This is a genomic window from Streptomyces sp. NBC_00775 (assembly GCF_036347135.1).
In the GTDB taxonomy this organism is placed as follows: domain Bacteria; phylum Actinomycetota; class Actinomycetes; order Streptomycetales; family Streptomycetaceae; genus Streptomyces; species Streptomyces lutosisoli.
The window spans coordinates 8,673,021-8,695,703 of sequence record NZ_CP108938.1 but is presented as its reverse complement, the minus strand read 5'-3'; the positions used below and the strand labels follow the sequence as shown (position 1 = coordinate 8,695,703).

The 22,683-nt window shown below is 71.1% G+C and carries 21 protein-coding genes and 1 tRNA gene; 9 read left to right on the top strand and 13 right to left on the bottom strand.

The window, feature by feature from the left end; all coding sequences use genetic code 11:
- The first annotated feature begins 67 nt into the window (after nucleotides 1–67).
- A complete protein-coding gene (locus OIC96_RS38605; protein WP_330303375.1) occupies nucleotides 68–1,189 on the top strand; it encodes a PAC2 family protein in 1,122 nt (373 codons plus the stop codon).
- Between the two features lie 54 nt (nucleotides 1,190–1,243).
- On the opposite strand, the gene OIC96_RS38600 is transcribed toward OIC96_RS38605, so the two are convergent.
- Nucleotides 1,244–2,179 carry an SMP-30/gluconolactonase/LRE family protein gene (locus OIC96_RS38600; RefSeq protein ID WP_330303376.1) on the bottom strand — a complete coding sequence of 312 codons (936 nt, stop codon included), beginning with the start codon at nucleotides 2,177–2,179 and terminating at the stop codon, nucleotides 1,244–1,246.
- A 336-nt stretch (nucleotides 2,180–2,515) separates the two neighbouring features.
- Between OIC96_RS38600 and OIC96_RS38595 the strand changes: the two genes are divergently transcribed.
- Nucleotides 2,516–4,267, top strand: coding sequence for a S8 family peptidase (locus OIC96_RS38595; RefSeq protein WP_330303377.1), 1,752 nt, complete (start codon nucleotides 2,516–2,518; stop codon nucleotides 4,265–4,267).
- Between the two features lie 60 nt (nucleotides 4,268–4,327).
- Nucleotides 4,328–4,885: a hypothetical protein gene (locus OIC96_RS38590; RefSeq protein ID WP_330303378.1), complete on the top strand. Its 558-nt coding sequence runs from the start codon at nucleotides 4,328–4,330 to the stop codon at nucleotides 4,883–4,885.
- A gap of 78 nt (nucleotides 4,886–4,963) precedes the next feature.
- Here OIC96_RS38590 and mshC read toward each other — a convergent pair whose 3' ends face one another.
- The 4 genes from mshC to OIC96_RS38570 form a co-directional block, all read right to left on the bottom strand.
- On the bottom strand, nucleotides 4,964–6,193 hold the full coding sequence (mshC, locus tag OIC96_RS38585; RefSeq protein WP_330303379.1) for a cysteine--1-D-myo-inosityl 2-amino-2-deoxy-alpha-D-glucopyranoside ligase: 1,230 nt from the start codon (nucleotides 6,191–6,193) through the stop codon (nucleotides 4,964–4,966).
- 209 nt (nucleotides 6,194–6,402) lie between these two features.
- Complete coding sequence (locus tag OIC96_RS38580; protein WP_330303380.1) at nucleotides 6,403–7,230, bottom strand: SCO1664 family protein; 828 nt, start codon at nucleotides 7,228–7,230, stop codon at nucleotides 6,403–6,405.
- The gene (locus tag OIC96_RS38575; protein ID WP_330303381.1) at nucleotides 7,194–7,784 is read right to left on the bottom strand and encodes a DUF3090 domain-containing protein; all 591 of its coding nucleotides are present in this window, start codon (nucleotides 7,782–7,784) and stop codon (nucleotides 7,194–7,196) included. The genes OIC96_RS38580 and OIC96_RS38575 overlap by 37 nt, the downstream gene beginning before the upstream one ends.
- 120 nt (nucleotides 7,785–7,904) lie before the next feature.
- Nucleotides 7,905–8,591, bottom strand: a complete 687-nt coding sequence (locus tag OIC96_RS38570; protein WP_330303382.1) for a histidine phosphatase family protein — start codon at nucleotides 8,589–8,591, stop codon at nucleotides 7,905–7,907.
- A 98-nt stretch (nucleotides 8,592–8,689) separates the two neighbouring features.
- Here OIC96_RS38570 and corA point away from each other — a divergent pair, with 98 nt between their 5' ends.
- Nucleotides 8,690–9,673, top strand: a complete 984-nt coding sequence (corA, locus tag OIC96_RS38565; protein ID WP_330303383.1) for a magnesium/cobalt transporter CorA — start codon at nucleotides 8,690–8,692, stop codon at nucleotides 9,671–9,673.
- Between the two features lie 76 nt (nucleotides 9,674–9,749).
- On the opposite strand, the gene OIC96_RS38560 is transcribed toward corA, so the two are convergent.
- Both OIC96_RS38560 and OIC96_RS38555 read right to left on the bottom strand, forming a co-directional pair.
- Nucleotides 9,750–10,535, bottom strand: coding sequence for a ferritin-like domain-containing protein (locus tag OIC96_RS38560; protein WP_330303384.1), 786 nt, complete (start codon nucleotides 10,533–10,535; stop codon nucleotides 9,750–9,752).
- Between the two features lie 229 nt (nucleotides 10,536–10,764).
- Nucleotides 10,765–11,820 (bottom strand): LLM class F420-dependent oxidoreductase, encoded by a 1,056-nt coding sequence (locus OIC96_RS38555; RefSeq protein WP_330303385.1) that lies wholly within the window; start codon nucleotides 11,818–11,820, stop codon nucleotides 10,765–10,767.
- A 175-nt stretch (nucleotides 11,821–11,995) separates the two neighbouring features.
- Here OIC96_RS38555 and OIC96_RS38550 point away from each other — a divergent pair, with 175 nt between their 5' ends.
- Both OIC96_RS38550 and OIC96_RS38545 read left to right on the top strand, forming a co-directional pair.
- On the top strand, nucleotides 11,996–12,979 hold the full coding sequence (locus OIC96_RS38550) for an aldo/keto reductase (RefSeq protein ID WP_330303386.1): 984 nt from the start codon (nucleotides 11,996–11,998) through the stop codon (nucleotides 12,977–12,979).
- Nucleotides 12,976–15,216 (top strand): helix-hairpin-helix domain-containing protein, encoded by a 2,241-nt coding sequence (locus OIC96_RS38545; protein WP_330303387.1) that lies wholly within the window; start codon nucleotides 12,976–12,978, stop codon nucleotides 15,214–15,216. The genes OIC96_RS38550 and OIC96_RS38545 overlap by 4 nt, the downstream gene beginning before the upstream one ends.
- Before the next feature lie 103 nt (nucleotides 15,217–15,319).
- Here OIC96_RS38545 and OIC96_RS38540 read toward each other — a convergent pair whose 3' ends face one another.
- Nucleotides 15,320–16,006, bottom strand: coding sequence for a hypothetical protein (locus OIC96_RS38540; RefSeq protein WP_327427484.1), 687 nt, complete (start codon nucleotides 16,004–16,006; stop codon nucleotides 15,320–15,322).
- A gap of 47 nt (nucleotides 16,007–16,053) precedes the next feature.
- On the opposite strand from OIC96_RS38540, the gene OIC96_RS38535 reads away from it, so the two are divergent.
- Nucleotides 16,054–16,242 carry a DUF5703 family protein gene (locus OIC96_RS38535; protein ID WP_081223519.1) on the top strand — a complete coding sequence of 63 codons (189 nt, stop codon included), beginning with the start codon at nucleotides 16,054–16,056 and terminating at the stop codon, nucleotides 16,240–16,242.
- Between the two features lie 102 nt (nucleotides 16,243–16,344).
- On the opposite strand, the gene OIC96_RS38530 is transcribed toward OIC96_RS38535, so the two are convergent.
- The 3 genes from OIC96_RS38530 to OIC96_RS38520 form a co-directional block, all read right to left on the bottom strand.
- The gene (locus OIC96_RS38530; protein ID WP_330303388.1) at nucleotides 16,345–17,181 is read right to left on the bottom strand and encodes a chaplin; all 837 of its coding nucleotides are present in this window, start codon (nucleotides 17,179–17,181) and stop codon (nucleotides 16,345–16,347) included.
- Nucleotides 17,182–17,332: 151 nt separating this feature from the next.
- Nucleotides 17,333–17,566, bottom strand: a complete 234-nt coding sequence (chpH, locus tag OIC96_RS38525) for a chaplin ChpH (protein ID WP_330303389.1) — start codon at nucleotides 17,564–17,566, stop codon at nucleotides 17,333–17,335.
- Nucleotides 17,567–17,712: 146 nt separating this feature from the next.
- Nucleotides 17,713–19,038: a M20/M25/M40 family metallo-hydrolase gene (locus OIC96_RS38520; protein ID WP_330303390.1), complete on the bottom strand. Its 1,326-nt coding sequence runs from the start codon at nucleotides 19,036–19,038 to the stop codon at nucleotides 17,713–17,715.
- A 187-nt stretch (nucleotides 19,039–19,225) separates the two neighbouring features.
- Between OIC96_RS38520 and OIC96_RS38515 the strand changes: the two genes are divergently transcribed.
- A tRNA-Leu gene (locus OIC96_RS38515) sits at nucleotides 19,226–19,313 on the top strand.
- Nucleotides 19,314–19,435: 122 nt separating this feature from the next.
- On the opposite strand, the gene OIC96_RS38510 is transcribed toward OIC96_RS38515, so the two are convergent.
- Complete coding sequence (locus tag OIC96_RS38510) at nucleotides 19,436–19,873, bottom strand: hypothetical protein (RefSeq protein ID WP_330303391.1); 438 nt, start codon at nucleotides 19,871–19,873, stop codon at nucleotides 19,436–19,438.
- On the opposite strand from OIC96_RS38510, the gene OIC96_RS38505 reads away from it, so the two are divergent.
- Complete coding sequence (locus OIC96_RS38505; protein WP_330303392.1) at nucleotides 19,872–20,093, top strand: hypothetical protein; 222 nt, start codon at nucleotides 19,872–19,874, stop codon at nucleotides 20,091–20,093. The two genes, OIC96_RS38510 and OIC96_RS38505, sit on opposite strands and share 2 nt — an antisense overlap.
- A 65-nt stretch (nucleotides 20,094–20,158) precedes the next feature.
- Here the strand turns inward: OIC96_RS38505 and OIC96_RS38500 are convergent, their stop codons facing one another.
- The gene (locus OIC96_RS38500) at nucleotides 20,159–22,594 is read right to left on the bottom strand and encodes an ATP-binding SpoIIE family protein phosphatase (protein ID WP_330303393.1); all 2,436 of its coding nucleotides are present in this window, start codon (nucleotides 22,592–22,594) and stop codon (nucleotides 20,159–20,161) included.
- Nucleotides 22,595–22,683 lie beyond the last annotated feature (89 nt).

Sequence of the window (22,683 nt, the reverse complement as noted above, 5' to 3'; positions counted from 1 at the left end):
GCGGAGGTCCCCTCGGCACGCCGTAAGGTTGGGGCGTACGCGAGGGCACGTCGGAAGGAGGCGCTGGGTGATCGAGCTGGAGGGGGTTCCCGAGCTGATCGACCCAGTCATGGTGGCCGCGTTCGAAGGCTGGAACGACGCCGGCGACGCTGCCTCCGCCGCGGTCGCGCATCTCGACAGGGAATGGAAGGGCGAGGTGTTCGCGGCGCTGGACGCCGAGGACTACTACGACTTCCAGGTGAACCGCCCGACCGTGTGGCTGGACGGCGGTGTACGCAAGATCACCTGGCCGACCACGCGTCTGTCGGTGGTCCGGGTCGGCGGCGAGAAGCCGCGCGACCTGGTGCTGGTCCGGGGTATCGAGCCGTCGATGCGGTGGCGCTCGTTCTGCAACGAGCTCCTCGGCTTCGCGCACGAGCTGGGTGTCGAGCTGGTGGTGATCCTGGGCGCGCTGCTCGGTGACACCCCGCACACACGTCCGGTGCCGGTCAGCGGGGTCACGTCCGATCCGGACCTGGCCCGCACCATGGACCTGGAGGAGACCAAGTACGAGGGTCCGACGGGCATCGTCGGCATCCTCCAGGAGGCGTGCACACACGCGGGCGTACCGGCCGTGTCGCTGTGGGCGGCCGTACCGCACTATGTGTCGCAGCCGCCCAACCCGAAGGCGACGCTGGCCCTCCTCAACCGCCTGGAGGACCTCATCGACCTGCGCATTCCGCTGGGCGAGCTGCCCGAGGACGCGCGGGCCTGGCAGCTGGGCGTGGACCAGCTGGCCGCCGAGGACAGCGAGGTCGCCGAGTACGTGCAGACGCTGGAGGAGGCCCGGGACACCGCCGAGCTGCCGGAGGCGTCGGGCGAGGCAATCGCCCGCGAGTTCGAGCGCTATCTGCGCCGCAGGGACGGCAGCGGTCCGGCGGCGCAGGCCGGGGGCCATGCGACGGAGTCCGGCGACTCGGCCTCGTACCTCCGCGACGGCCCCGGCGGCCGCACCCGGCCGCCGAAGCCGCAGCGGCCCGAGACGGACGCCGGATCCGAGCCGGACGCCGGATCCGAGCCGGACGCGGGATCCGAGCCGCACGCGGGATCCGAGGCCGACGCGGGGACCGAGGCCGACGCGGGGACCGATGCCGGTTCCGAGACCGGTTCTGGTTCCGGTTCCGGTTCCGAGGATTCCTCGGAGGACTGAACCAGCGGGGGCGGTACGCGGGACGCGTACCGCCCCTGAGTCGTCTCAGACCCGTCAGACCTGGTCCACCGCCACCACGTCGTACTCCGTGTCCGGCGTCGGCTCAACGTCGAAGCGGGCGTTCGGCAGATACAGCCGGCCGTCCCAGGCCGCGACCGTCGTCGGGATCCTGAAGCGCGGGTCGGTGATCCGGGCGATCGCCGTGCCCCGGGTGCCGGCGGCGTTCAGGCGGAAGACGTCGATCAGGTTCTGTGCCTGCTGGACGGCGTAGAGGGTGCGGCCCAGGAGCAACAGGCCGTCGCCATTGGGGAGTCGGGAGTCGCCGAGGTCCACGACGGTGGCCGCCCCCGTGCGGGGTTCGACCCGCATCAGTGTGCCGCCGCCCGCGACCGTGTTCACCACGAGCAGCGCACGGCCGTCGGGCGTGCGCTCGATGCCGTTGGCGGTGAAGCCGCTGCCCTGCTCCCAGTCACCGGTGAGCGGCACGGTCGTGACGGCTCCGGGCTCGCCGTGCCTGCCCAGCGCGAGCCGGTAGAGCCTCGCTTGGTAGGAGTCCGTGAACCAGGCGGCGTCCGGTGTGAGGATCACGTCGTTCACGAAGGTGCCCCCGACGGCGTACACCTTCTCGATCTCGCCGCTGCGGGCGTCGACCGTCCGCAGCTCGCCGCCGGCACCGCCGGCGAGGAAGAGCCTGCCGTGCCGGTCGGTCTTGAGGCCCACGGTGGGGTGTTCGGCGCCGAGGCCCTCGCTGATGACACCCCCGCGCCCGGTGTTCAGGTTCGCGCGGTAGATGTCGCCGTTCGCCAGGGAACCGAAGTACGCGAACGGGGCGGAGCCGATGGTGATCCCTTCGGGCTGGAAGCCGTTGGGGAGCGGGAACCGGGCGGGCCGGTGCTCCTCGGCCGCGTGGGCGGTGCCGCCGAGGAGCGCCGCTCCTCCGAGCGCGGCGGTGGCGGTGAGCAGTCTTCGACGTGCGAAGGAACGGTGCATGGAGCGTCCTTCCGCAAGGGGCCGGTTCGCACCGGCCGAGGGGTCAACAGCCGCTGCCACCCCATCACATGACACACGCCTCCGCAGCCTTTGGCCGGATTACTCCGTGACATCTGTTTCAAGACGGATTGCACAGGGTTCCCCATTCAACTTGTTTTCAAACCGAGTTGGCGAAGACGGGGTGGACGAGTCGCTGTGGGCGTGCCAGGTTGTGCCCCGAAGGCGCGGCCCGGGGACGGGACATGGCACCGCGTCGTCCCGCGACGGAGCGCGACACGGCACGGCAGAGCACACGCATGGACCGGCACCCGCAGGGATCGAAGGGAGCGGTACGCGATGACCGACCAGGTACAGCCGGCGCAGGGCCCGGGAACGTCCGGGCCGGGGCCCGACGGAGCCGGATTCACCTACCGAGGAGCCGAGCAGGAGCTGATCGTCGTCGCACGCCCCGAGGCCAGGCTGCGCGCCCGGGCCGAGGGCGTCCACTCGGCGGTGGGCGCGGACGTATCGGCCCTCAACATGTTCCTCAGCGACGAACAGCTCGCCCTGGAACCGCTGTTCGGCAGCGAGGAGCGACTCCAGCAGTCGCAGCAGCAGTCCGCGGTGGCGGGCACCGAGAGCGGGCCCGACCTCGCGCTGTTCTACCGGGTACGCGGCGTCGCGAGCCGCGCCCAGGAGCTGCGCTCTCGGATCGCCGCACTGCCGGAGATCGACACGGCGTACGTGAAGCCCGGCGCCGTACCCGCCTCGGTGGGCTCGGTCGGGCAGAGTTCGGACGACAGCCGGCGCATGAAGGAAGGGGCGCCCGTCACCCCCGACTTCACCAGCCGCCAAGGCTATCTGCGCCCCGCGCCCGAGGGCATCGACGCGTACTGGGCCTGGCAGCGGCCGGGCGGTACGGGCCAGGGCGTCACGGTGATCGATGTCGAGGGGGCCTGGCAGCTCGGGCACGAGGACCTGGCCGCGAAGCTCGCGGGCGTGGTCGTCGGCACCCCGCTGACGGACCTCGCCTGGCGCAACCACGGCACCGCCGTCATCGGGGTGATCGGTGGCGACCAGGGCGAGTCCGGGATCACCGGCGTCGTGCCGGACGCCGTGACCGCGGCCGCGTCCTTCCAGGGCATCGGCTCGGCGGCGGCGATCCACGCGGCGGCCGACCGGCTCGGCCCCGGCGACATCCTCCTGATCGAACTGCACGCTCCAGGGCCGCGGTTCGACTTCGAACAGCGCGACGACCAGCAGGGCTACATCGCGATCGAGTGGTGGCCGGACAACTTCGCGGCCATCCGGTACGCGACCGCCAAGGGCGTCCTCGTCGTGGCGGCCGCGGGCAACGGCGCCGAGTCGCTCGACGACGCGGTGTACGAGCGCCGCCCCGCCGAGTTCCCCGAGTGGTGGCGCAACCCCTTCAACCCCTCCAACCAGTCCTCCGGCGCGGTCCTGGTCGGCGCGGGCGCACCGCCGCCCGGCACGCACGGCCGCGACCACGGCCCGGACCGCTCACGGCTCGCGTTCTCCAACTACGGGGCACGCGTGGACGCGCAGGGCTGGGGACGCGAGGTCACGACCACCGGCGGCTTCTGGGACCGGCCCGGCGATCTGCAGGGCGGCGCCGAGGAGATCGGCTGGTACACGGACACGTTCTCCGGGACCTCCTCCGCCTCCCCGGTGGTGGTCGGCGCCCTGGCCGCACTGCAAGGCATGCTCAGGGCGGCAGGGCAGGAACCGATGTCCCCGGAGCGTGCGCGCGCGGTGCTGCGGGCCACGGGCTCCCCGCAGCAGGACGCGCCGGGCCGGCCCGCCTCCCAGCGGATCGGCAACCGGCCGGACATCAAGGCGGCGGTCACCCATCTGCTGCCGGAGGCGGTCGGCTCGGGCCAGGCCGAGCGGTACTGGGACGAGCTGCTGCCGTATCCGCGTGAACTCCCGCCCAGGCTCCGGCTGTACGTGTCCGGGGCATGGCGCAACCTCAACACCCCGTCCCCCGAGATCCGCCAGGCGGTGCACACCGCCTTCGCGGGGGGACGGCCCGACGTACGTGTCTGGTTCTCGGACGACGAGATCGTCGGCCTGGTGGTCACGGGCTGAGGACCTGTTCGTCACGGACCGACGGAACGCAACCAACCATTGATGGAAGGTGGCACCCGCATGAACACGATCCCGCAGATGAGCCAGCAGGGCCAGCAGCAGGGCCAGCAGGGCCCGAGCACCGCGCCCCCGCAGCAGTTCGGGCAGCAGCAGGGCATGGGCCAGCAGCAGCCCTTCGGCCAGCAGATGCAGCAGCCGATCGGCCAGCAGGGCATCGCTCAGCAGCAGATTCCGCAGCAGCACATCGCTCAGCAGCACATTCCGCAGCACCTCCAGCAGCAGCTCCAGCAGCTCGGCCAGCAGCAGCCCTACCAGCAGCTGCTCCAGCAGCTCGGTGGGCAGCAACAGCAGCTGGGGCAGCCGCTGGTCCTGTCGAGCGCCGTCGAGACGCAGTCGCTGGTCAGTGGTGTGGCCACGCGCTTCTGGGACGTCGTCACTCCGCTCCCGGGCCAGCCGTCGATTCTCTACCTGCTCATCAACAACGTGTGGCACGGCCTGGTCAACCCGAACCAGGTGACGCATGACGAGGTCCAGGAGGCCTTCGCCTACGGGCAGCAGGTCATCGGGATCTTCGACTCCACCAGCGGCGCCATCCAGGCCGTCATCGTGAACAAGTAACAGCGAGGGCTCCACGCACAGAGGGCGCCGGGCGGGTGAGAACCCGCCCGGCGCCCGGCCGATGTCACAGGGGTGCGGCTAGAGAGCCACCCCGAGCAGGGCGTCCACGGCGCGCGAGACGACGCCGGGGGCGCCCTCGTCCGTACCGCCCTGTTCGTGCTGGAGCGCGGCCCAGCGGTCGACCGCGGCGAGCGCCGCGGGCGCGTCCAGATCGTTCGCGAGGGCGTCGCGGATCTCCGCGACGAGCGCGTCGGCGGACGGCCCGTCGGGCCGTGACACCGCCGCCCGCCAGTTGTCCAGGCGCGCGACCGCGTCTTCGAGGACGGCGTCCGTCCACTCCCAGTCGGCCCGGTAGTGGTGCGCGAGCAGCGCGAGCCGTATGGCGGCCGGGTCGACCCCGTCGCGCCGGAGTGCGGACACGAAGACGAGGTTGCCCTTGGACTTCGACATCTTCTCGCCGTTGAGGGCCACCATGCCGGCGTGGACGTACGCCTTGGCCATGGGGAACTCACCGGTCAGCACCTGGGCGTGCGAGGCACCCATCTCGTGGTGCGGGAAGGCGAGGTCGGAGCCGCCGCCCTGGACGTCGAAGCCCATCCCCAGGTGGTCGAGGGCGATGGCCACACACTCGATGTGCCAGCCGGGCCGGCCGCGGCCCAGCGAGCCGCCGTCCCAGCTCGGCTCGCCCTCACGGGCGGCCATCCAGAGCATCGGGTCGAGCGGGTTCTTCTTGCCCGGACGGTCCGGGTCACCGCCCCGCTCGGCGGAGAGCAGCCGCATGGCGGCGGCGTCCAGGTTGGACACCTTGCCGAAGTGCGGGTCGGACTCGACGGAGAAGTACACATCCCCTTCGAGCTCGTACGCCGCTCCCGCGTCCCGCAGCCGCTCGACGAGCGGGACGATCCCGGGTATCGCCTCGACGGCGCCGATGTAGTGCTGCGGCGGCAGCATCCGCAGGGCTGTCATGTCCTCACGGAAGAGGGCGGTCTCCTTCTCGGCGAGTCCCACCCAGTCGACGCCGTCGCGCTCCGCCCGCTCCAGGAGCGGGTCGTCGACGTCGGTCACGTTCTGGACGTAGTGAACCTGCCGCTTGGTGTCGAGCCACACGCGCTGAACGAGGTCGAACGCGTTGTAGGTCGCCGCGTGCCCCATGTGGGTCGCGTCGTACGGCGTGATGCCGCACACGTAGATACGGGCGACGGGACCGGGGTCAAGACGTACGAGCCCACCGGTCGCGGTGTCGTGGATCCGGAGGTCGCGGCCCTCACCAGGCAGGGCGGGGACCTCAGAAGCGGGCCAGGCATGCATGTCATGAGCCTAACCGGACGGAAGTTCCGTATACGAACCGGCCAGCTCCTGATGGCTGGGAACACACCCTTGCGCGAGGCCGAGTGGTGTGCCGGCGGGTCCTGGGGGCCGGTGCCTGGGAGCTCGGGGCGCTCTGTGCTTCGGCGACTGCGGGTTCGTTGTGGTGGATCGCACAGTTCCCGGCGCCCCTGTCGGGGCGCCGGGTCGGCTCATACCGGTGGCCAGGGAATCGCCGGCCACTCCCCGCTCGGCTCCGGGTGCTTCCCCGAGGTGAGCATCGCGTCGACACGCGCGCGTGTGGCGTCGATCTCGGCGGCGGTGATCAGTTCGGCCAGCCGGGTGGCGAGCGGTGCGCCCGGCGCCAGACCGTCGCGCAGGGAGGCGAGGACGTCGACCGCCTCCGTGGTCAGTGACTCCCCCGCCCAGCCCCACAGCAGCGTGCGCAGCTTGTTCTCGGCGTTGAAGGTGACCCCGTGGTCGATGCCGTACAGCCGGCCCTCGCCGGCGGGCAGCAGATGGCCGCCCTTGCGGTCGGCGTTGTTGATCACGGCGTCGAGGACGGCGAGTCGTCGCAGCCGGGTGTCGTCGGCGTGCACCAGCAGTGCCGTCTTGCCTTCTCCGACCTCGGCGAAGGCGATGGCCTTCCAGCCCTCCTCGGGCTCCTCGCGGTCCACCAGGGCGAGCAAATCGGCCCCGCCGTCCTCGGCCGACGCCTCGATCCAGAGCTGGCACATGCCCTCGCCGTACGGCCCGTCGCGCAGCACGGTGGGCGGCACGAGCCCCCATCCGGTCGCCTCGGAGACCTCGTACGCGGCGACCTCGCGCTGCGCCAGGTTGCCGTCCGGGAAGTCCCACAGGGGCCGCTCCCCGGCGATGGGCTTGTAGACGCAGAACGCGTCCCGGCCCTCGTACGACACGGAGCAGTACAGCACCGCGTTCGAGGCCTCACGGATCCGTCCGCGCACCTTGAGCTCGCCCTGGGCGAGCAGCTCTGCCGTGGTCACGCTCCGCGGCGGTATCCGTTCTGGCGCGGACATACGTGTCCTTCCGGGTCGAGCGGGAGGCTGCACAGCGGGCACGGGGGCCGGCCGGCGTTGACGACGTCGAGGGCGCGTTTGGCGAAGGCCCGGGCCTGCGCGCCGGTGAGCCGGACCCGGAGCATCGGCGGGCCGTTCTCCTCGTCCTGGAGCATTTTCTCCTCGGCCTCGGCGAGGTCCTCCTCGGACTCCGCGTCGAGCTCCACGAGGGCCTGCGCCTCGACGATCATGCGCTGCTCGTCACCGTCCCAGGCCAGCGCCATGGTGCCGACCCGGAACTCCTCCTCCACGGGGGTGTCGAGGGGGGCGGTGTCGGACACCTCGGTCGGGGCCATGGCCGGGACGGGCGCGCTGCCGCCGGTGCGCCGTACGACCTCGTCGAGGAGCTCATCCATCCGTTCGGCGAGCGCGGCCACTTGGGTCTTCTCCAGGGCCACGCTGGTCACCCGGGGGCCTGAGGAGGCCTGCAGGAAGAAGGTACGACGCCCGGGCAACCCGACCGTACCGGCCACGAAGCGGTCCGGGGGGTCGTAGAGGAACACCTGACGGGACACGTCCTGTCTCCATTGAATCGGCATGAGAACCGGCTGACCGCGCCGGTCCTCATCGGCTGCTGAGAACTTGCTGACAACTACTGCGCTGCTTCGACCGCTTCACCCTACTGCGGCCGACGATCACGGTGCGCCCGCGCCGCCCCCGACGGGAGCGTCACCGCTCGGGGGTTCCTCGCGCGGCGCCAGGGACGCGAAATCGCCGGTGTCCCCCAGGCGCACGAGAAACGGCCTCATCCGTGTGTAACGGATCGCGGTGATCGAACACGGTTCAACAGAGATCCGCTGGAAGAGGTCGAGGTGAAGTCCGAGTGCGTCCGCGACGAGGGACTTGATGATGTCGCCGTGCGAGCACATGAGGTACACGGCGTCACCGCCGTGATCGCGCTCCACGCGCGCGTTCCACTCGCGCACCGCCTCGGCGGCCCGTGTCTGCATGGCCCGCATCGACTCGCCGCCGGGGAACGCGGCCGCGGACGGATGCGCCTGTACGACCTCCATCAGCGGCTCGTCCCTGAGCTCGGCGAGCTTGCGGCCGGACCAGTCGCCGTAGTGCGCCTCCCCGATGCGCTCCTCGGTGTGCGCCCGCAGCTCGGGCCGGGCGTCGAGCAGCGGCTGGACGGTCTCCTGGCAGCGCTGCAGAGGGCTGGTGACGACCTCGGAGATCGGCAGCCCGGCGAGCCGCCCGGGCAGGGCGGCGGCCTGCTGGGCGCCGCGCTCGTCGAGGGCGACGCCGGGCGTCCAGCCGGCGAGCAGTCCCGCGGTGTTGGCGGTGGAACGTCCATGCCGGACGAGGATCAGGGTGGGCATGCGGCCCAGCGTAAACGGGCGCCCCTGGGACAGGCCGGGGCCTGTGGACAACGGCGGCCGGAGTGCGCCCGTGCCCGAGCGGCGGAAGAATACGCTCCGTGATCGTCGACTGCGCCATCTACCGTGACGGGCACCGGACAGAGGGCCCCGACGATCTCTCCGACGCCCTGGCGCAGGCGCGTGCCGCGGGCGACGCGTTCATCTGGATCGGGCTGCACGAGCCGACGGAGAAGGAGTTCGACCTCGTCACCGAGGAGTTCGGGCTGCACCCGCTGGCGGTCGAGGACGCCCTGACGGCGCACCAGCGGCCCAAGCTGGAGGTGTACGACGACTCGCTGTTCATGGTCCTCAAGCCGGTCTGCTACGAGCCCGACAGCGACGTCGTCTCCACCGGCGAGGTCATGGTCTTCATCGGGGACTCCTTCGTGGTGACCGTCCGACACGGCGAGGGCTCGCCCCTGGCGGCCGTGCGGCGGCGTCTGGAGGCGGATCCCGACATGCTCCGGCACGGGCCGACCATGGCGCTCTACTCGATCGCCGACGCCACGGTCGACCACTATCTGGAGGTGGCGACCGAGCTGGGGACCGACCTGGAGGAGCTGGAGGCGGAAGTCTTCTCCCCGACCGTCGGCGGTTCGCGGAACACCGCGTCCAGGATCTACACGTTCAAGCGGCAGGTCCAGGAGTTCCGCAGGGCCTCGGTCCCCTTGGCGGTACCGCTGACCCGGCTGTCCGGGGCGGGCGTGCCCTTCGTGAGCGACAAGGCGCAGCCGTTCTTCCGCGATGTCAACGACCATCTGATGCGTGTGAACGAGTCCGTGGAGAGCCTGGACCGGCTGGTCTCGGACATCTTCTCGGCCCATCTCGCGCAGATGAGCGTGCGGCAGAACGACGACATGCGGAAGATCTCCGCGTGGGCGGCCATGGCCGCGATCCCCACGATGATCGCGGGAATCTACGGCATGAACTTCGACCACATGCCCGAGCTGCACTGGCTCTGGTCGTATCCGGCGGTGGTGCTGGCGATGGTCGCGCTGGAGATCCTGCTGTACCGGCTGTTCAAGCGGCGGGGGTGGCTGTGACCGGGCTTCGAGCGGCGGGGGTGGCCGTGCGGGGCGGTCTTGGGCGATCGGGCGCGCGCGCCCGCGTGACGGCGGCTTACGCGAACTCGGGTGCCGCCGCGGGGCCGCCGAGCGCGTCACGCCGCTCGGGCATCCTCAGGGAGACCATCCGGCGCCAGCCCACGGCCCGCTCGTAGGCGTAGACGGCGTGGATGCCCACGGTGAGCGTCGCCGCCCTGGCCCTGGACCAGCCGAGGATGCGCCCCATGTGGGCCATCACGGCGAGGCTGACGTCCCGGTAGACGCGGATCTCGGCCAGCGCGCACTCGCGCAGCGCCTCCCGGATGGCGCGGCCGTGTCCGTCGTGCGCCAAACGCAGCAGTTCCTCGTGGCAGTAGGCGAGGTGGTTGTCCTCGTCGCTGGAGATCATCTTCACCGCGCGGCCGATGTCGGGGTCGTCCGCGAAGTGCTTGCGCAGCAGCTCCATCTGCTCGGAGGCGCGCTGCTCGGTGACCCGGCTGTGGGCGAGATACGTGACGATGTCCCGCGCGGTGAGGGGCTGGTCGCTCTTGAGCTTCTCGTGCGCGAGGCCGATGCCGTGCCGCTCCAGGAGCATGGTGTAGTCGGTGTCGGACGGCACCTCGACGGGCTGGAGGCCGCGCTTCTTCATGAGGGCGTTGAAGATCCGCCCGTGTTTGTCCTCGTCGGCGCCGTGCCGGGCGATCTTGGGTGCGAGTTCGCGCTCGCCGGGCGGAACGAGCGCGGCGATGCGGGCGTTCTCCCAGCCCCCCTGCGATTCCCCACTGGCGGCGATGGAACAGAAGAGCCGGAACGACTCGTCGTGGTCGAGGATCTCCTGAAACAGACTTTTGGCCGAAAGCATCTCGCTGACACCTCTCTGCAGGGTTGCGCAGAAAACGAGTCAAATGGGATGCCAGGAGCGCGGCAACCGATGTGTCGGACAAATCCGCCAAACGACGGACCACGAAGGAGGCCCAGGCGCGTAACCAAGGGGGCGCGGGCGCGTTGTTCTCCGTGACGGCCGTGGCGGGGAAGACCCCCCGAGCCCCCACCACGGCCGCAGAACCTCTCCTTTGACCTGCCGTATCGCGCTACGCGAGCCCGGCTCGCTCCAGGGCCTCGAAACCGGCCCGGAGCGAGGCGATCCGGTCGTCCAGGGTGAAGCCCGCGGGGGCCAGTGAGAGCGTGGTGACCCCGGCCGCGGCGTACGCCTGCATCCGGTCGGCGATGCGGTCGACGGAGCCGAGCAGCGTGGTCTGGTCGATCAGGGTGTGCGGAATGGCGGCGGCCGCACCCGTCTTGTCGCCGGACAGGTACTTGCCCTGGATCTCGGCGGCTTCCTTCTCGTACCCCATGCGCTGGGCGAGCTGGTTGTAGAAGTTCTGCTTGGGGCTGCCCATGCCGCCGACGTACAGCGCGGTGTACGGGCGGAACATGTCGGCCAGCGCGGTCACGTCCTTGTCCTCACCCACGGCGAGCGGCAGCGTCGGGCAGACGTCGAAGCCCTCCATCGTCTTGCCCGCCTTCTCGCGGCCCGCGCGCAGATACGTGATCGCGGTGTCCTCGAGGTGGTCGGCGGAGGGGAAGATCAGCAGCGCGCCGTCGGCGATCTCGCCGGTCTGCTCCAGGTTCTTGGGGCCGATCGCGGCGATGTACAGCGGGATGTGCTCGCGCTCGGGGTGCACGGTCAGCTTGAGCGGCTTGCCCGGGCCGCCCGGCAGCGGCAGGGTCCAGTGCTCGCCCTCGAACGACAGGCGCTCGCGCGTCATCGCCTTCCGTACGATCTCCACGTACTCGCGGGTGCGGGCCAGCGGCTTGTCGAACTTGACGCCGTACCAGCCCTCGGAGACCTGCGGCCCGGAGACACCGAGGCCGAGGCGGAAGCGGCCGCCCGACAGCGAGTCCAGGGTCGCGGCGGTCATCGCGGTCATCGCGGGCTGGCGGGCCGGGATCTGGAAGATGGCCGAGCCGACGTCGATGCGCTCGGTCTGGGCGGCGACCCAGCTGAGCACGGTCGCCGCGTCGGAGCCATAGGCCTCGGCGGCCCAGCAGACGGCGTATCCGAGCCGGTCGGCCTCCTGGGCGACGGCGAGATTGTCCGCGTCCATTCCGGCGCCCCAGTAGCCGAGGTTGATGCCGAGCTGCATGGCCGATCCCCTTACCGATCAGTAACGTCCCTTGTTCCGGAGACCCTAGCGCGCTGGTGGGCACGGCGGCAGGGACGGGTTCGGGCATGGCCGGTCCAGGTCGTCCACACAGCCCTGATCCCGGTTGTCCACAGGCACCCCACGTATCGAGTTCTGGCCAGTAATCTCGGCGTCCATGGAGCAGAGGCATCTCGGCCGTACCGGCCTGCGTGTGTCCCGGATCGGACTCGGCACCCTCACCTGGGGGCGGGACACCGGCGAGCATGACGCCGCGGACCTCTTGAAGGTGTTCTGGGAAGCGGGCGGGACCCTCGTCGACACCGCGGACGTGTACGGCGACGGGGAGGCCGAGTATCTGCTCGGACGCCTCATAGAAGGGCTCGTGCCGCGCCGGGACCTGGTCATCTCGACGAAGGCGGGGAGCGTGCCCGACCCGGACCGCCGCTTCGACGGCTCGCGCGGCCATCTGCTGTCCGCCCTCGACGCCTCTCTCGCGCGCCTGGGCACGGACTACGTGGACGTGTGGCACATCCACGCCTTCGACCCGGCCACACCGCTGGACGAGACCCTCCAGGCGCTCGACCTGGCGGTCAGCAGCGGTCGCGCGCGCTACGCGGGCGTGTCCAACTTCTGCGGCTGGCAGCTCGCCAAGGCGGCGACCTGGCAGCTCGCGGCGCCGGGAGTGCGGACACGTCTGGCCAGTACGCAGATGGAGTACTCCCTCCTCCAGCGCGGCGTCGAGCGGGAGGTGCTGCCCGCCGCTCTCGACCTGGGCGTCGGCCTGCTCCCTTCCTCACCGCTCGGGCGGGGCGTGCTCACGGGCAAGTACCGGGGTGGGGTGCCGTCCGACTCCCGGGGCGGCTCGGAGCACCTCGCGCCGTTCGTCGCGCCGTACCTGGACGACACGGCGAGCGGCATCGTGGACGCGGTGACGACCGCGGCGGACGGTCTCGCCGTGACGGCGCTCCAGGTGGCTCTCGCCTGGGTCCGCGACCGGCCCGGCGTCGCCGCCCCGATCGTCGGCGCGCGCAACGCGCAGCAGCTCACGGCCGCGTTGTCAGTGGAGACCCTTAGTCTTCCTGACGAGATCTGCCGGGCGCTCGACGACGTGTCAGCACCGGTGCACCACTATCCCGATCACGACTGGAGCACGCTGTGACCACGGAGCCGGAGACCACGGAGGAAGCGGAGCCGGGGGCGCCGGGCGCGGACACGGCCGCCGACGCCCCGGAGACCGCGGGCGCCGACGCCGACGCGGCCGAGGGCGACGCGGACGCGTCCTCCGAAGGCGGGGACACCGAAGCGTCCTCCGAGAGCGGGGACACGGAAGCGGAAGGCTCCGAAGGCGCCAAGAAACTGTCCGAGGCCGAGGCCGAGCTGGCGGCCCAGCGCCTTGAGCGGGAGCGGATCGAGCGGCGGAAGGCAGAGAAGCAGGGGCCGATCGAGGCCGGGGCCAAGCTCAGTGGGAAGGCCGCGGATCTGCTCGCGGCGGTGCGGGCCGTGGAGAGCGGCGAGAAGCCCGTGGCCACCGCGTTCCGCGAGCCCGAGCCCGCGCCGCGCAGGGTCACGCAGGAGCCCGCGCGGCGCCCGCAGCCCGTGGCCGCCCCGGCCCCCGCACCGTCGGCCGCCGCACCCGAGACCGTCGGAGCCGTACGCGCGGTACTGACCGAGGGCGGCGCCCCCGACACACTCACGCCGCAGGCCGTCGCGGCCCTGGGCGAGGGCGCCGACGAGCAACTGCGCGAGGACCCCTGGCAGTTGCTGCGGGTCGCGGGGGTGCGGCCCGAGCAGGCCGACGGGTTCGCCCGCGCGCTGCTCGGCGCGGAGTGCGGCCCCGACGACGAGCGGCGCGGCCGGGCGCTCACCGTATGGCTCCTGGAGCAGGCGGCCCTCGCCGGGCACACCGCCCTCGACGCCCCGGCGCTCACCGCCGCGCTCTCCCAGCGCTCGGTGCCGGATGCGGACGCGGCCGTGCAGAGCGCCCTCGCGGAGGGCGAGGCCCTGGTCTTCCAGGACGCGCTCGACACGGCGCCGGCCCCCGCCGCGCAGGAGGAAGGAGCCGAGGAGCCCGAGGAGCGCCCGGTCCGCGTCCTGGTGGGCCTGGAGCGGTACGCGCTGGCCGAGGAGAGCCTCGCCGACGGACTGGCCCGGGTGATGAACTCCGTGCCGGAGGAGGACGGTTCGGCCGCCGACTGGGAGCAGGCCGCCGTCGCGGCCGGCCGCTCCACCGCGGAGCTGATCCGCGCGGTCGCGGGCCACGGCCTGGTCCTGCACACGGGCGGGGACGCGTCCCAGGCCGAAGCGGCGGCGCTGCTGTACGCCGCGCGCGGTCTCGGCCTGCGCGGCTGGGCCGCCACACACACCGCGGGCGGCCGCGACCGCTTCACGGCCCAGATCGCCCAGTACGACCTGCCGGACGGCCCCGCAGAGGGCACGGGCACCGGTGTCGTCACCGTCGCGGGACTCCTGTCCGGCGCCGAGGGCCCAGGCCGGGACGCGGACGGCGCCTTCGACCTCGACCTCCTCGTCGTCCTCGACGCGCCGCAGCTCGACGTCGAGACGGCGGCCGTGCTCGCCGAGTCGCTGCCGGACGGCGCGCGGCTGGTGCTGAGCGGGGACCCGGGCGTGCTGTGGTCGGCGGGCCCGGGGAAGGTCTTCGCCGACCTGCTCGCCGCCCGGGTGTGCCCGCAGGTGGTCTCGCGGACACCGGACCCCGGGCCGATCGGCGAGCTGGTCTCCGGGGTCGGTATCGGCGAGCTGAACCAGGTCGAGGCGCCCGGCAAGGAGGTCGTGATCGTCCCGGTGCGGGACGCCGGCGAGGCGGTGCACCGGACCGTGCAGCTGGTCGCGGACTCCGTGCCGCGCGCGATCGGCATCCCGGCCGAGCAGACCCAGGTGATCACGCCGGGGCACGGCGGCGCGGTCGGCACGCGCGCGCTGAACGCCGCCCTCAAGGAGCGGCTGAACCCCGGCCCCGGCCGCTTCGGCGGCTTCGACCCGGGCGACCGGATCGCGTACTCCCCCGCGCCGGGCCGTTCGGTGCCGGGACATGTGGTGAAGGCCGACGCCGACGGGCTGCACCTGGAGTGCGCGGGTCTGCCCGTCGTCGTACCGAAGGAGCGGGTGGAGCAGTCCGTGCGGCACGGCTGGGCGCTCACGGCGCACCAGGCGGTGGGCATGCGCTGGCCCGCCGCGGTCGTGGTGCTCCCCGGTGACGCCGCGCAGTCCCTGACCAGGCCCTGGGTGTACACGGCCTTCGGCCGCGCCGAGCGTCATCTGTCCGTGGTGCACGGGGTGGAGCAGGCCCTTCAGCGGGCGGTGGCGGAGGTCCCGCAGAAGCCGCGCACCACGCGCCTGCCGGCCCTGCTCAAGGCGCAGACACCGGCCTCGGGCTGATCTTCTCCGGCACCCGGCGCCCCGCTCCGTGCACACAGCGGTGGCGGCCACCGAACCCCGGTGACCGCCACCCCGTACGTACGCCCTCAGTGATCCGCTGTGCTCAGTGATCCGCGTCCAATGGCTCAAGATCCCCGTCGGAGCCGAGATCGTCCTCCAGGTCGTCCTCCGCCTCGTCGTCGAAGACGGCGCTGACGTCGAAGCGGCAGACCACGCGCTGCGGATCGATCGATTCGAACGGGATCTCCAGCCATTCGCCGGGCTCGGCCGGTTCGTCCGCGGCGGTCACCCAGAGTGTGGAGTCCGCCTCCTCCAGGCCGAACTCCTTGTGCCGGGAGGCGATCTCGTCCGGTTCGAACTCGCCGAACAGGACCCCGAGCGCACCGTGGATCGTGCCGGCCGCCGCGTCGAAGCCCGCGGTGGCGGTGGCCCCGTCCTCCTCCACGGCTTCCACGCGCTGGGCCTGCGCCAGCAGTCGCTGTGGCTCCACCACCGCGTAGTCCCGGCGGATCAGCACACTCAGCGCATTCGGCTCCTCGGGGCCCGTGTACGGCGGCAGGGTGTCGTCGGTACCGGGGATCTCGAAGGGTGTGACCTCGTCGTAGCGGTCGTAGAGGAGCTCGTCGTACTCCTCGGCAGCGGCGGCCAGCTCGTTGAACGCCTCGTAGACGGCCGGGTCGTCCTCACCCGTCCTGCGCTCGACCGCGGCCAGGTGGCGGTCGAGAGCGGTCTTGACCGCCTCGGCGGCGGCGCGTACCTCGGCAGCGGTGGGCTGCACAGCATCAGACATAGTGCAGACGCTATCCGTACACGGGCTCTGCCCGCACAATAGATGCGATGCCGGAATACGAATTTGTCGACGTGTACGTACCGCGCGGGGTCTCCCGCAAGGAGACGACACGTCTGCTGACGGACCATGCGGAGTACGGACACTGGGAGTTGGACCGCCTGAGCCTGCTGCGCGACGGCAGCCGCAGGGTGCGGTTGCGCCGGCGGATCATCCGCCAGGTGCGCGCCACGTGGTGACGACAGGCCGTTGAAACGGAGCGGGCCCCGCAGTGGCGGGGCCCGCTCCGTTCTTCACGTCACAGGGGACATGTGTGACGTTGTGCTCATATTCATGCCGTTTTACGCCGCCGATCGTGCCTTGCGGTAGAGCAGGGCACCGGCCAGCAGCGCCCCCGCACCGGCGGGCACAACCACACCGAGCGGCAGGTCACTGCCGGTGTGGGCGAGCTGCGCGGCGCCCTTGGGCTGGGTGACGGACTGCGCCCCCGGGTGGTTGGCGTGCGAGACGCCGCCCGGGTGCTTGCCTCCCGGGGTGGCCGACTGGCCCGGCTGCCCGGGGTGACCCGGAGTACCCGGAGTGCCCGGAGTGCCCGGGTTACCCGGCTGACCCGGGTTCCCGGGGTGGCCCGGCTGCCCGGGGTGGCCCGGCTCTCCGGGGTTACCCGGAGGCGGCGTCTCATGACCGCCGCCGGGCGGGGTGGTGGAGTGACCGCCACCCGTCCCGTTGGCGCAGTCGTTGCCCGCCGCCGCGTTGCCGACGCCGACCACGTTCACGCTGTTGCCGCAGACGTTGACCGGCACGTCGATCGGCGCCTGCACGTGATTGCCGGAGCCGACGCCCGGCGAGTCACTGGCGTGCCCGCCGGCCTGCGCACCACCGCCGGAGTGGGAGCCTCCGTCGCCGTAGCCGCCCCCGGAGGAACCGCTGCCGCCGCCGTGGTTGACGCACGTGTTGCCCATCGCCGGGTTGAGCACCCCGACGACGTTCACGGTGTTGCCACAGACGTTGACCGGCGCGTGCACCGGCGCCTGCACCGTGTTGCCCGACAGCACGCCGGGCGAGTCCGAACTGGAACCGTTCGCACCCGAGTCGGCGTGTGCGTAGCCGCCGGTCGCGGCGAGCACGCCGGTCGCGGCCGCCACGGTCATCAGGCCCTTGCGGGTGACCTGTCGCATAACTGAATTCCCTGCCTTAGCCCTTGGCTTGGACCATCCGGAACGCGCACGCATCCGTCCAGCGCGTGCGCCGAAAGCCGGTCGGCCCCGGAGCGCATGGCGCGCACTCCGGGGCCGACGGGCTCAGACCCTCATGGGGTGAAGCACAACGTCACTTGTTGATGCAGGTGTTGCCGAAGGCGGGGTTCAGCAGCCCGATCACGGAGACCGTGTTGCCGCAGACGTTCACCGGGACGTGAACGGGCACCTGGATGACGTTGCCGGAGATGACGCCCGGGGAGTGCACTGCGGCACCCTGAGCACCCGCATCGGCGACGGCCAGGCCCGCACCCGCGAGAACCAGACCACCAGTGGCAGCCGCAGCAGCGACGACCTTCTTGATCATTATTCCTCCTTGTTGGCAAATGCGATCCCAAGTAGCGGATCGCAACACCTGTAACGAGGAGGGAGTACTAGAGCTACGAGCTTATGGTCGCATTCACCCTTCCCGGGTGATCTCCGTACGCGCGGGCGAATACCGGTGTCAACACGTCACGACGCGTCGATGAAACGGTCGAGCACACGCACGCCGAACTGCAGCGCGTCCACCGGCACCCGCTCGTCGACACCGTGGAACATGCCCGCGAAGTCCAGCTCCGGCGGCAGCTTCAGCGGGGCGAAGCCGAAGCAGCGGATGCCGAGGTCGGCGAAGGACTTGGCGTCGGTGCCGGCCGAGAGCATGTAGGGCACCGCGCGCGCGATCGGGTCCTCGGCGGACAGCGCGGTCTGCATGGCGTCGACCAGCGCCCCGTCGAAGGTGGTCTCCAGCGCCTTGTCCGCGTGCACGTCCTCGCGCTTGACCCTCGGTCCGAGAATCCGGTCCAGGTCGGCGAGGAACTCCTCCTCGTACCCCGGCAGATAACGGCCGTCGACATGCGCGGTGGCCTGCCCCGGAATCACGTTGACCTTGTACCCGGCACCCAGCTGGGTCGGGTTGGCGGTGTTCTGCAGGGAGGCGCCGATGAGCTTGGCGATGCCGCCGAGCTTGGCGAGCGTCGCGTCCATGTTCTCCGGGTCGAGCTCGGTGCCGAGCGCGTCGCCGAGCTCGTCGAGGAAGTGCCGCAGCGTCTTCGTCACCCGGACCGGGAACTTGTGCCGGCCGAGCCGCCCCACGGCCTCGGACAGCTCGGTGATCGCGTTGTCCTTGTGGATCATCGAACCGTGCCCGGCGGTGCCGTCCACGGTCAGCTTCATCCAGTGCATGCCCTTCTGGGCGGTCTCCACGAGATACAGCCGCAGCTTCTCGTTGACCGTGAAGGAGAACCCGCCGACCTCGCCGATCGCCTCCGTGACGCCCTCGAAGAGGTCCGGGTGCTTGTCGACCAGGTGCCGCGCGCCCCAGGTGCCGCCCGCCTCCTCGTCCGCGAGGAAGGCGAGGACGATGTCGCGGGGCGGCTTGCGCCCGCTGCGCAGCCGGTCCCGGACGACCGCCAGCGTCATGGCGTCCATGTCCTTCATGTCGACCGCGCCGCGGCCCCACACCATTCCGTCCGCGATCTCTCCGGAGAACGGGTGGTGGGTCCAGTCCGCCGCGTTGGCCGGTACGACGTCGGTGTGGCCGTGGATGAGCAGCGCGGGCCGGGAGGGGTCCTCGCCCTCGATGCGGGCCACCGTGGAGGCGCGCCCCTTGTGCGACTCGAAGATCTGCGGCTCCAGCCCGACCTCGGCGAGCTTCTCGGCCACGTACTCCGCGGCCTTGCGCTCGCCCGGCCCGGAGTGGTCCCCGTAGTTGCTGGTGTCGATCCGGATCAGCTCGCGACAGAGGTCCACAACCTCGTCCTCGCCAGAGACACCCCTGGCCGTGTTCGACTCGCTCACGCTGCTTCCTCCCACTGTCACTGCTGGTGGTCCCCCTCATCCTCCCTCCGACCCCCGCCGGTGCCCAAGGCCGGTCCCGGCCCGTCACACGCCGTTCACGCGGGAACAGGGCGTGATCAGGGGCCCTGGAAAGCCTGGTAATGTTTCCTCTGTCGCCGCGAGGGAAACCCCGCGCGACAGACACCTTGTCCGGGTGGCGGAATGGCAGACGCGCTAGCTTGAGGTGCTAGTGCCCTTTATCGGGCGTGGGGGTTCAAGTCCCCCCTCGGACACCATGAGAAACCGACGAAACGGGTCTCCGCCAGTGACGAAAGTCCTGGTGGGGCCCGTTTCTCGTTGTTGGCCGGTGGTGGGTGCGGCGGCGGGGGCGCTCGCCGCCGAACGCCAGCGTCTCAAGTCAGCTCTTGATCTTGCGGCGGTTGGCGTGGGCGAGTTGGAAGGCCAAGAGGATCGTCTGGGCCGCGATGCGGCGTGAGCCCGCGGCTTCGATGCCCTCGGCCAGTGGATTCTTCGCGTAGCCGTTGCAGCCCTCGACGCTGTTGCGGAGCCGGAAGTAGATCTTCTGCCATTCCGGTCCGCCGTACTCCAGGGCCTGACAGTGCTTGGCGCCGGTTTCAGGGCTGACGGTGATCATGCGCCGGCGGCAGACCTTGAGCGGGCCCGCTGGGCTGGGCTCCGGGTCGACGAGGGGGAGCTGGATGCCGCGGCCGAGGGTGTGCGGTTTGAGGGGGCACTGGGCCTTGCCTGCTTCGGCGGGGCACATCATCCGCTGGTAACCGTCGGCGTCCGCGTTCTCCTTGGGCATGACGCGGTAGCCGCGGCGTGCGTACCTCATGAGCATTCCGATCAGCGAGGAGGTCCACGAGCGGATCCGGAGTTGCGCAGCAGCCGAGGGGAAGACCCCGGAGGAGTACTTGCAGGAGGCAATCGCGCAAGCGCCGGCCCGTGACCGGTCCACGCGCCGAGCGCAGCTGGAGTGCGCGCTGAACGAACTGTTGCGGACCGCCAGTCCCGAAGAGATCACCGGGGCGGCAGCGGGGCGGATCGGGACGTGAGTTCCCCGGGTCCACGTCAGAGCTGTGGGTGACTCTGCCTCTACCCACTTTGGTGGGCCGTAGCTTCAGGGGGAATCCTGGATGATTTGCTCGGACCAGATCGTCTTGCCGTTCTGGCCATGGCGGCAGCCCCATCGTCCGCCGAGTTGAGAGACGAGGAACAGGCCGCGTCCTCCCTCGTCGGTTGTGCGGGCACGCCGCAGGCGGGGTTGGGTGCTGCTGGAGTCGGTGACCTCGCACACCAGGACGTGGTGGCGAATCAGACGGAGGTCCATCGGCGGACGGCCGTAGCGGATGGCGTTGGTGACCAGTTCGCTGACGATGAGTTGGGTGGTGAAGAGGAGGTCGTCCAGGCCCCACATGGTGAGTTGGCGGGTTATCCACTCTCGAGCTTGGGAGACGGCGGCCGGATCGGCCGGGATCTCCCAGTGAGCGGTGTCCGCCGCTGGGACGGCGCGGGTGCGGGCCAGCAGCAGGGCCGCGTCGTCGCGCGGGGCCTGGTCTGCCAGGTCGGCGAGGAGAGCCCGGCCGGTTTCGTCCAGGGCACGATCCGGACGGCAGTGCGCGGCGAGGGCTTCCGTCAGGCGCGGCAGGCCTTGGCCGATGTCGCGATCGCCCCGTTCGACCAGGCCGTCGGTGTAGAGAGCGAGGACGCTGCCCGGCTCGACGTCGATCACGGTGGTCTCGTACGGCATGCCGCTGAGGGCGAGTGGTGGTCCCGGGGAGATCCCGACTGCTTCGGCGGTCCCGTCGGGCTGGACCAGGACGGGTGGCGGGTGCCCGGCACTGGCCATGGTGCAGCGCCTGGTGACCGGGTCGTAGACCGCGTACAGGCATGTGCCGCCGACGATGTCGCGGTCGCCGGATGGGGCTTCGGCCGCGAGGCGCTGGATCAGGTCCGCGAGCCGGGTGAGCAGCTCGTCCGGTTCGAGCTCCAGGTCCGCGAGCGTCTGGATGGCGGCGCGCAGGCGGCCCATGGTGGCGCTTGCGGGCATGCCGTGGCCGACCACGTCTCCGGCGACAAGGGCCACCCGGAGAGAGGGCAGAGCAATGGCGTCATACCAGTCGCCGCTGATGTCCGCTCCCCCGCCTGCGGGCAGGTAGACGCCGGCGGTCTCGGCTGCCGGAGTGTCGGTCGTGGCCGGGGGAAGGAGGCGCTGCTGCAGCGCCACGGCCGCCCGGTGCTCGCGCGTGTAACGGCGAGCGTTGTCGATGGCGAGCGCACCCCGCGAGGCGATCTGCTTCATGAGATCCGCCTCGTCCTCGGTGAAGGAGTCGGATCGGCCGCAGCGCCAGGCCGATATGGCGCCGAGCGTGTGCCCGCGGGCATGCAACGGTGCCACCATCACCGAATGGGCGTCCTTCGGGACGAGATACTCGACCAGCTGCGGGTCTCTGACCATGGCAATGAAGTCGTCGGGGCCGAAGACGACAGGCTCGCCGTGGCGGAAGCTGCGCAGCAGGGGGTGGTCGGGAAGGGGCGGGATGGACTCGCCGCGCTTGATGCCGGCCGGCCACACCGCGCCGGCTGGCGCAAGGGCCGCGTTGCCCGTGTCTCCACCGCCCAGCTGCTTCGACGGTTCGTCCCCGTCGAAAACGGAGTGCGCAAGGTCGACTGCGGCGAGATCCCCGAACGCAGGTGCGAGAGCGTCCGCAAGGTCCTGCGCAGTGCGCACGACATCCAGGGATCCTCCTACTCGCTCGGCCACCTCGCGGGCGAGATCCAGATGACGGCGGGCGCGCATCTGGTCGGCGTTGTCGAAGTACAGGGCCGCGACCCCGGTGGGGCGTCCTCGCGCGTCCTCCAGACGGAAGGCGGACAGCGACAGCGCGTGCTGTCGCGCCGGATCGTGCCGCCAGCTCACTTGCTGGCTTCTGCGGACCACCGGGGCACCCGTCTCGAGTACCTGGCGCAGTACTGCCTCGAGGTTCTCGGCGTCCTTGGCGCACAGCACGTCGCTCAGCCGAGTACCGGGCTGTACTGGACGGCCGTCGAGAATGCCCGTCGTGGCGTTCGTCTGAATGGTGGTGAGATGCGTGTCGTGCACAGCGATCGTGATCCGGTTCTGTGCGGACAGTGCACGCAGGAGCGCTGCGCCCTGCTCGTGGTCGGCGACGTGGTGTGTAGGGGCCGCCAGGACGAGGACCTCCGCCGAGCCGGATCCCCCCACTTTGGTGGTCCGGAAGGTGACATCGATGGTGTCGCCGCACTGGTGCCACAGCCGTACCCGGCCGGACGCCGGCATCTCCGCGTCGTGCAGGTCGTCCGGGAGGTCGGCCACCAGTTCCCGCACGGGGCGGCCACAGACCTCCTCGGCGCGGAACCCCGTCAGCTCCTCTGCTGCCCCGGTCCACCGCACCACCGCGCCTCGATTGTCGAGCACGGCGGCTGCCGGACCTTCGCAGGCGTGCAACCCGCCGCTGGGACCGGAACCGGAGACGCCCGTCGATCCTTGGGAGGCGCCTGCCGAGTAGGCGTTCTTGACATTCTCTATGTCCATCCGTGGCTTCCTTCTGTGGCTTCCTTTGGGAGAGCCCGCGGCTCGAGAGATCGGCATGCTGTGGCGGCCGTCGGCCGCCCGGTCGGCAG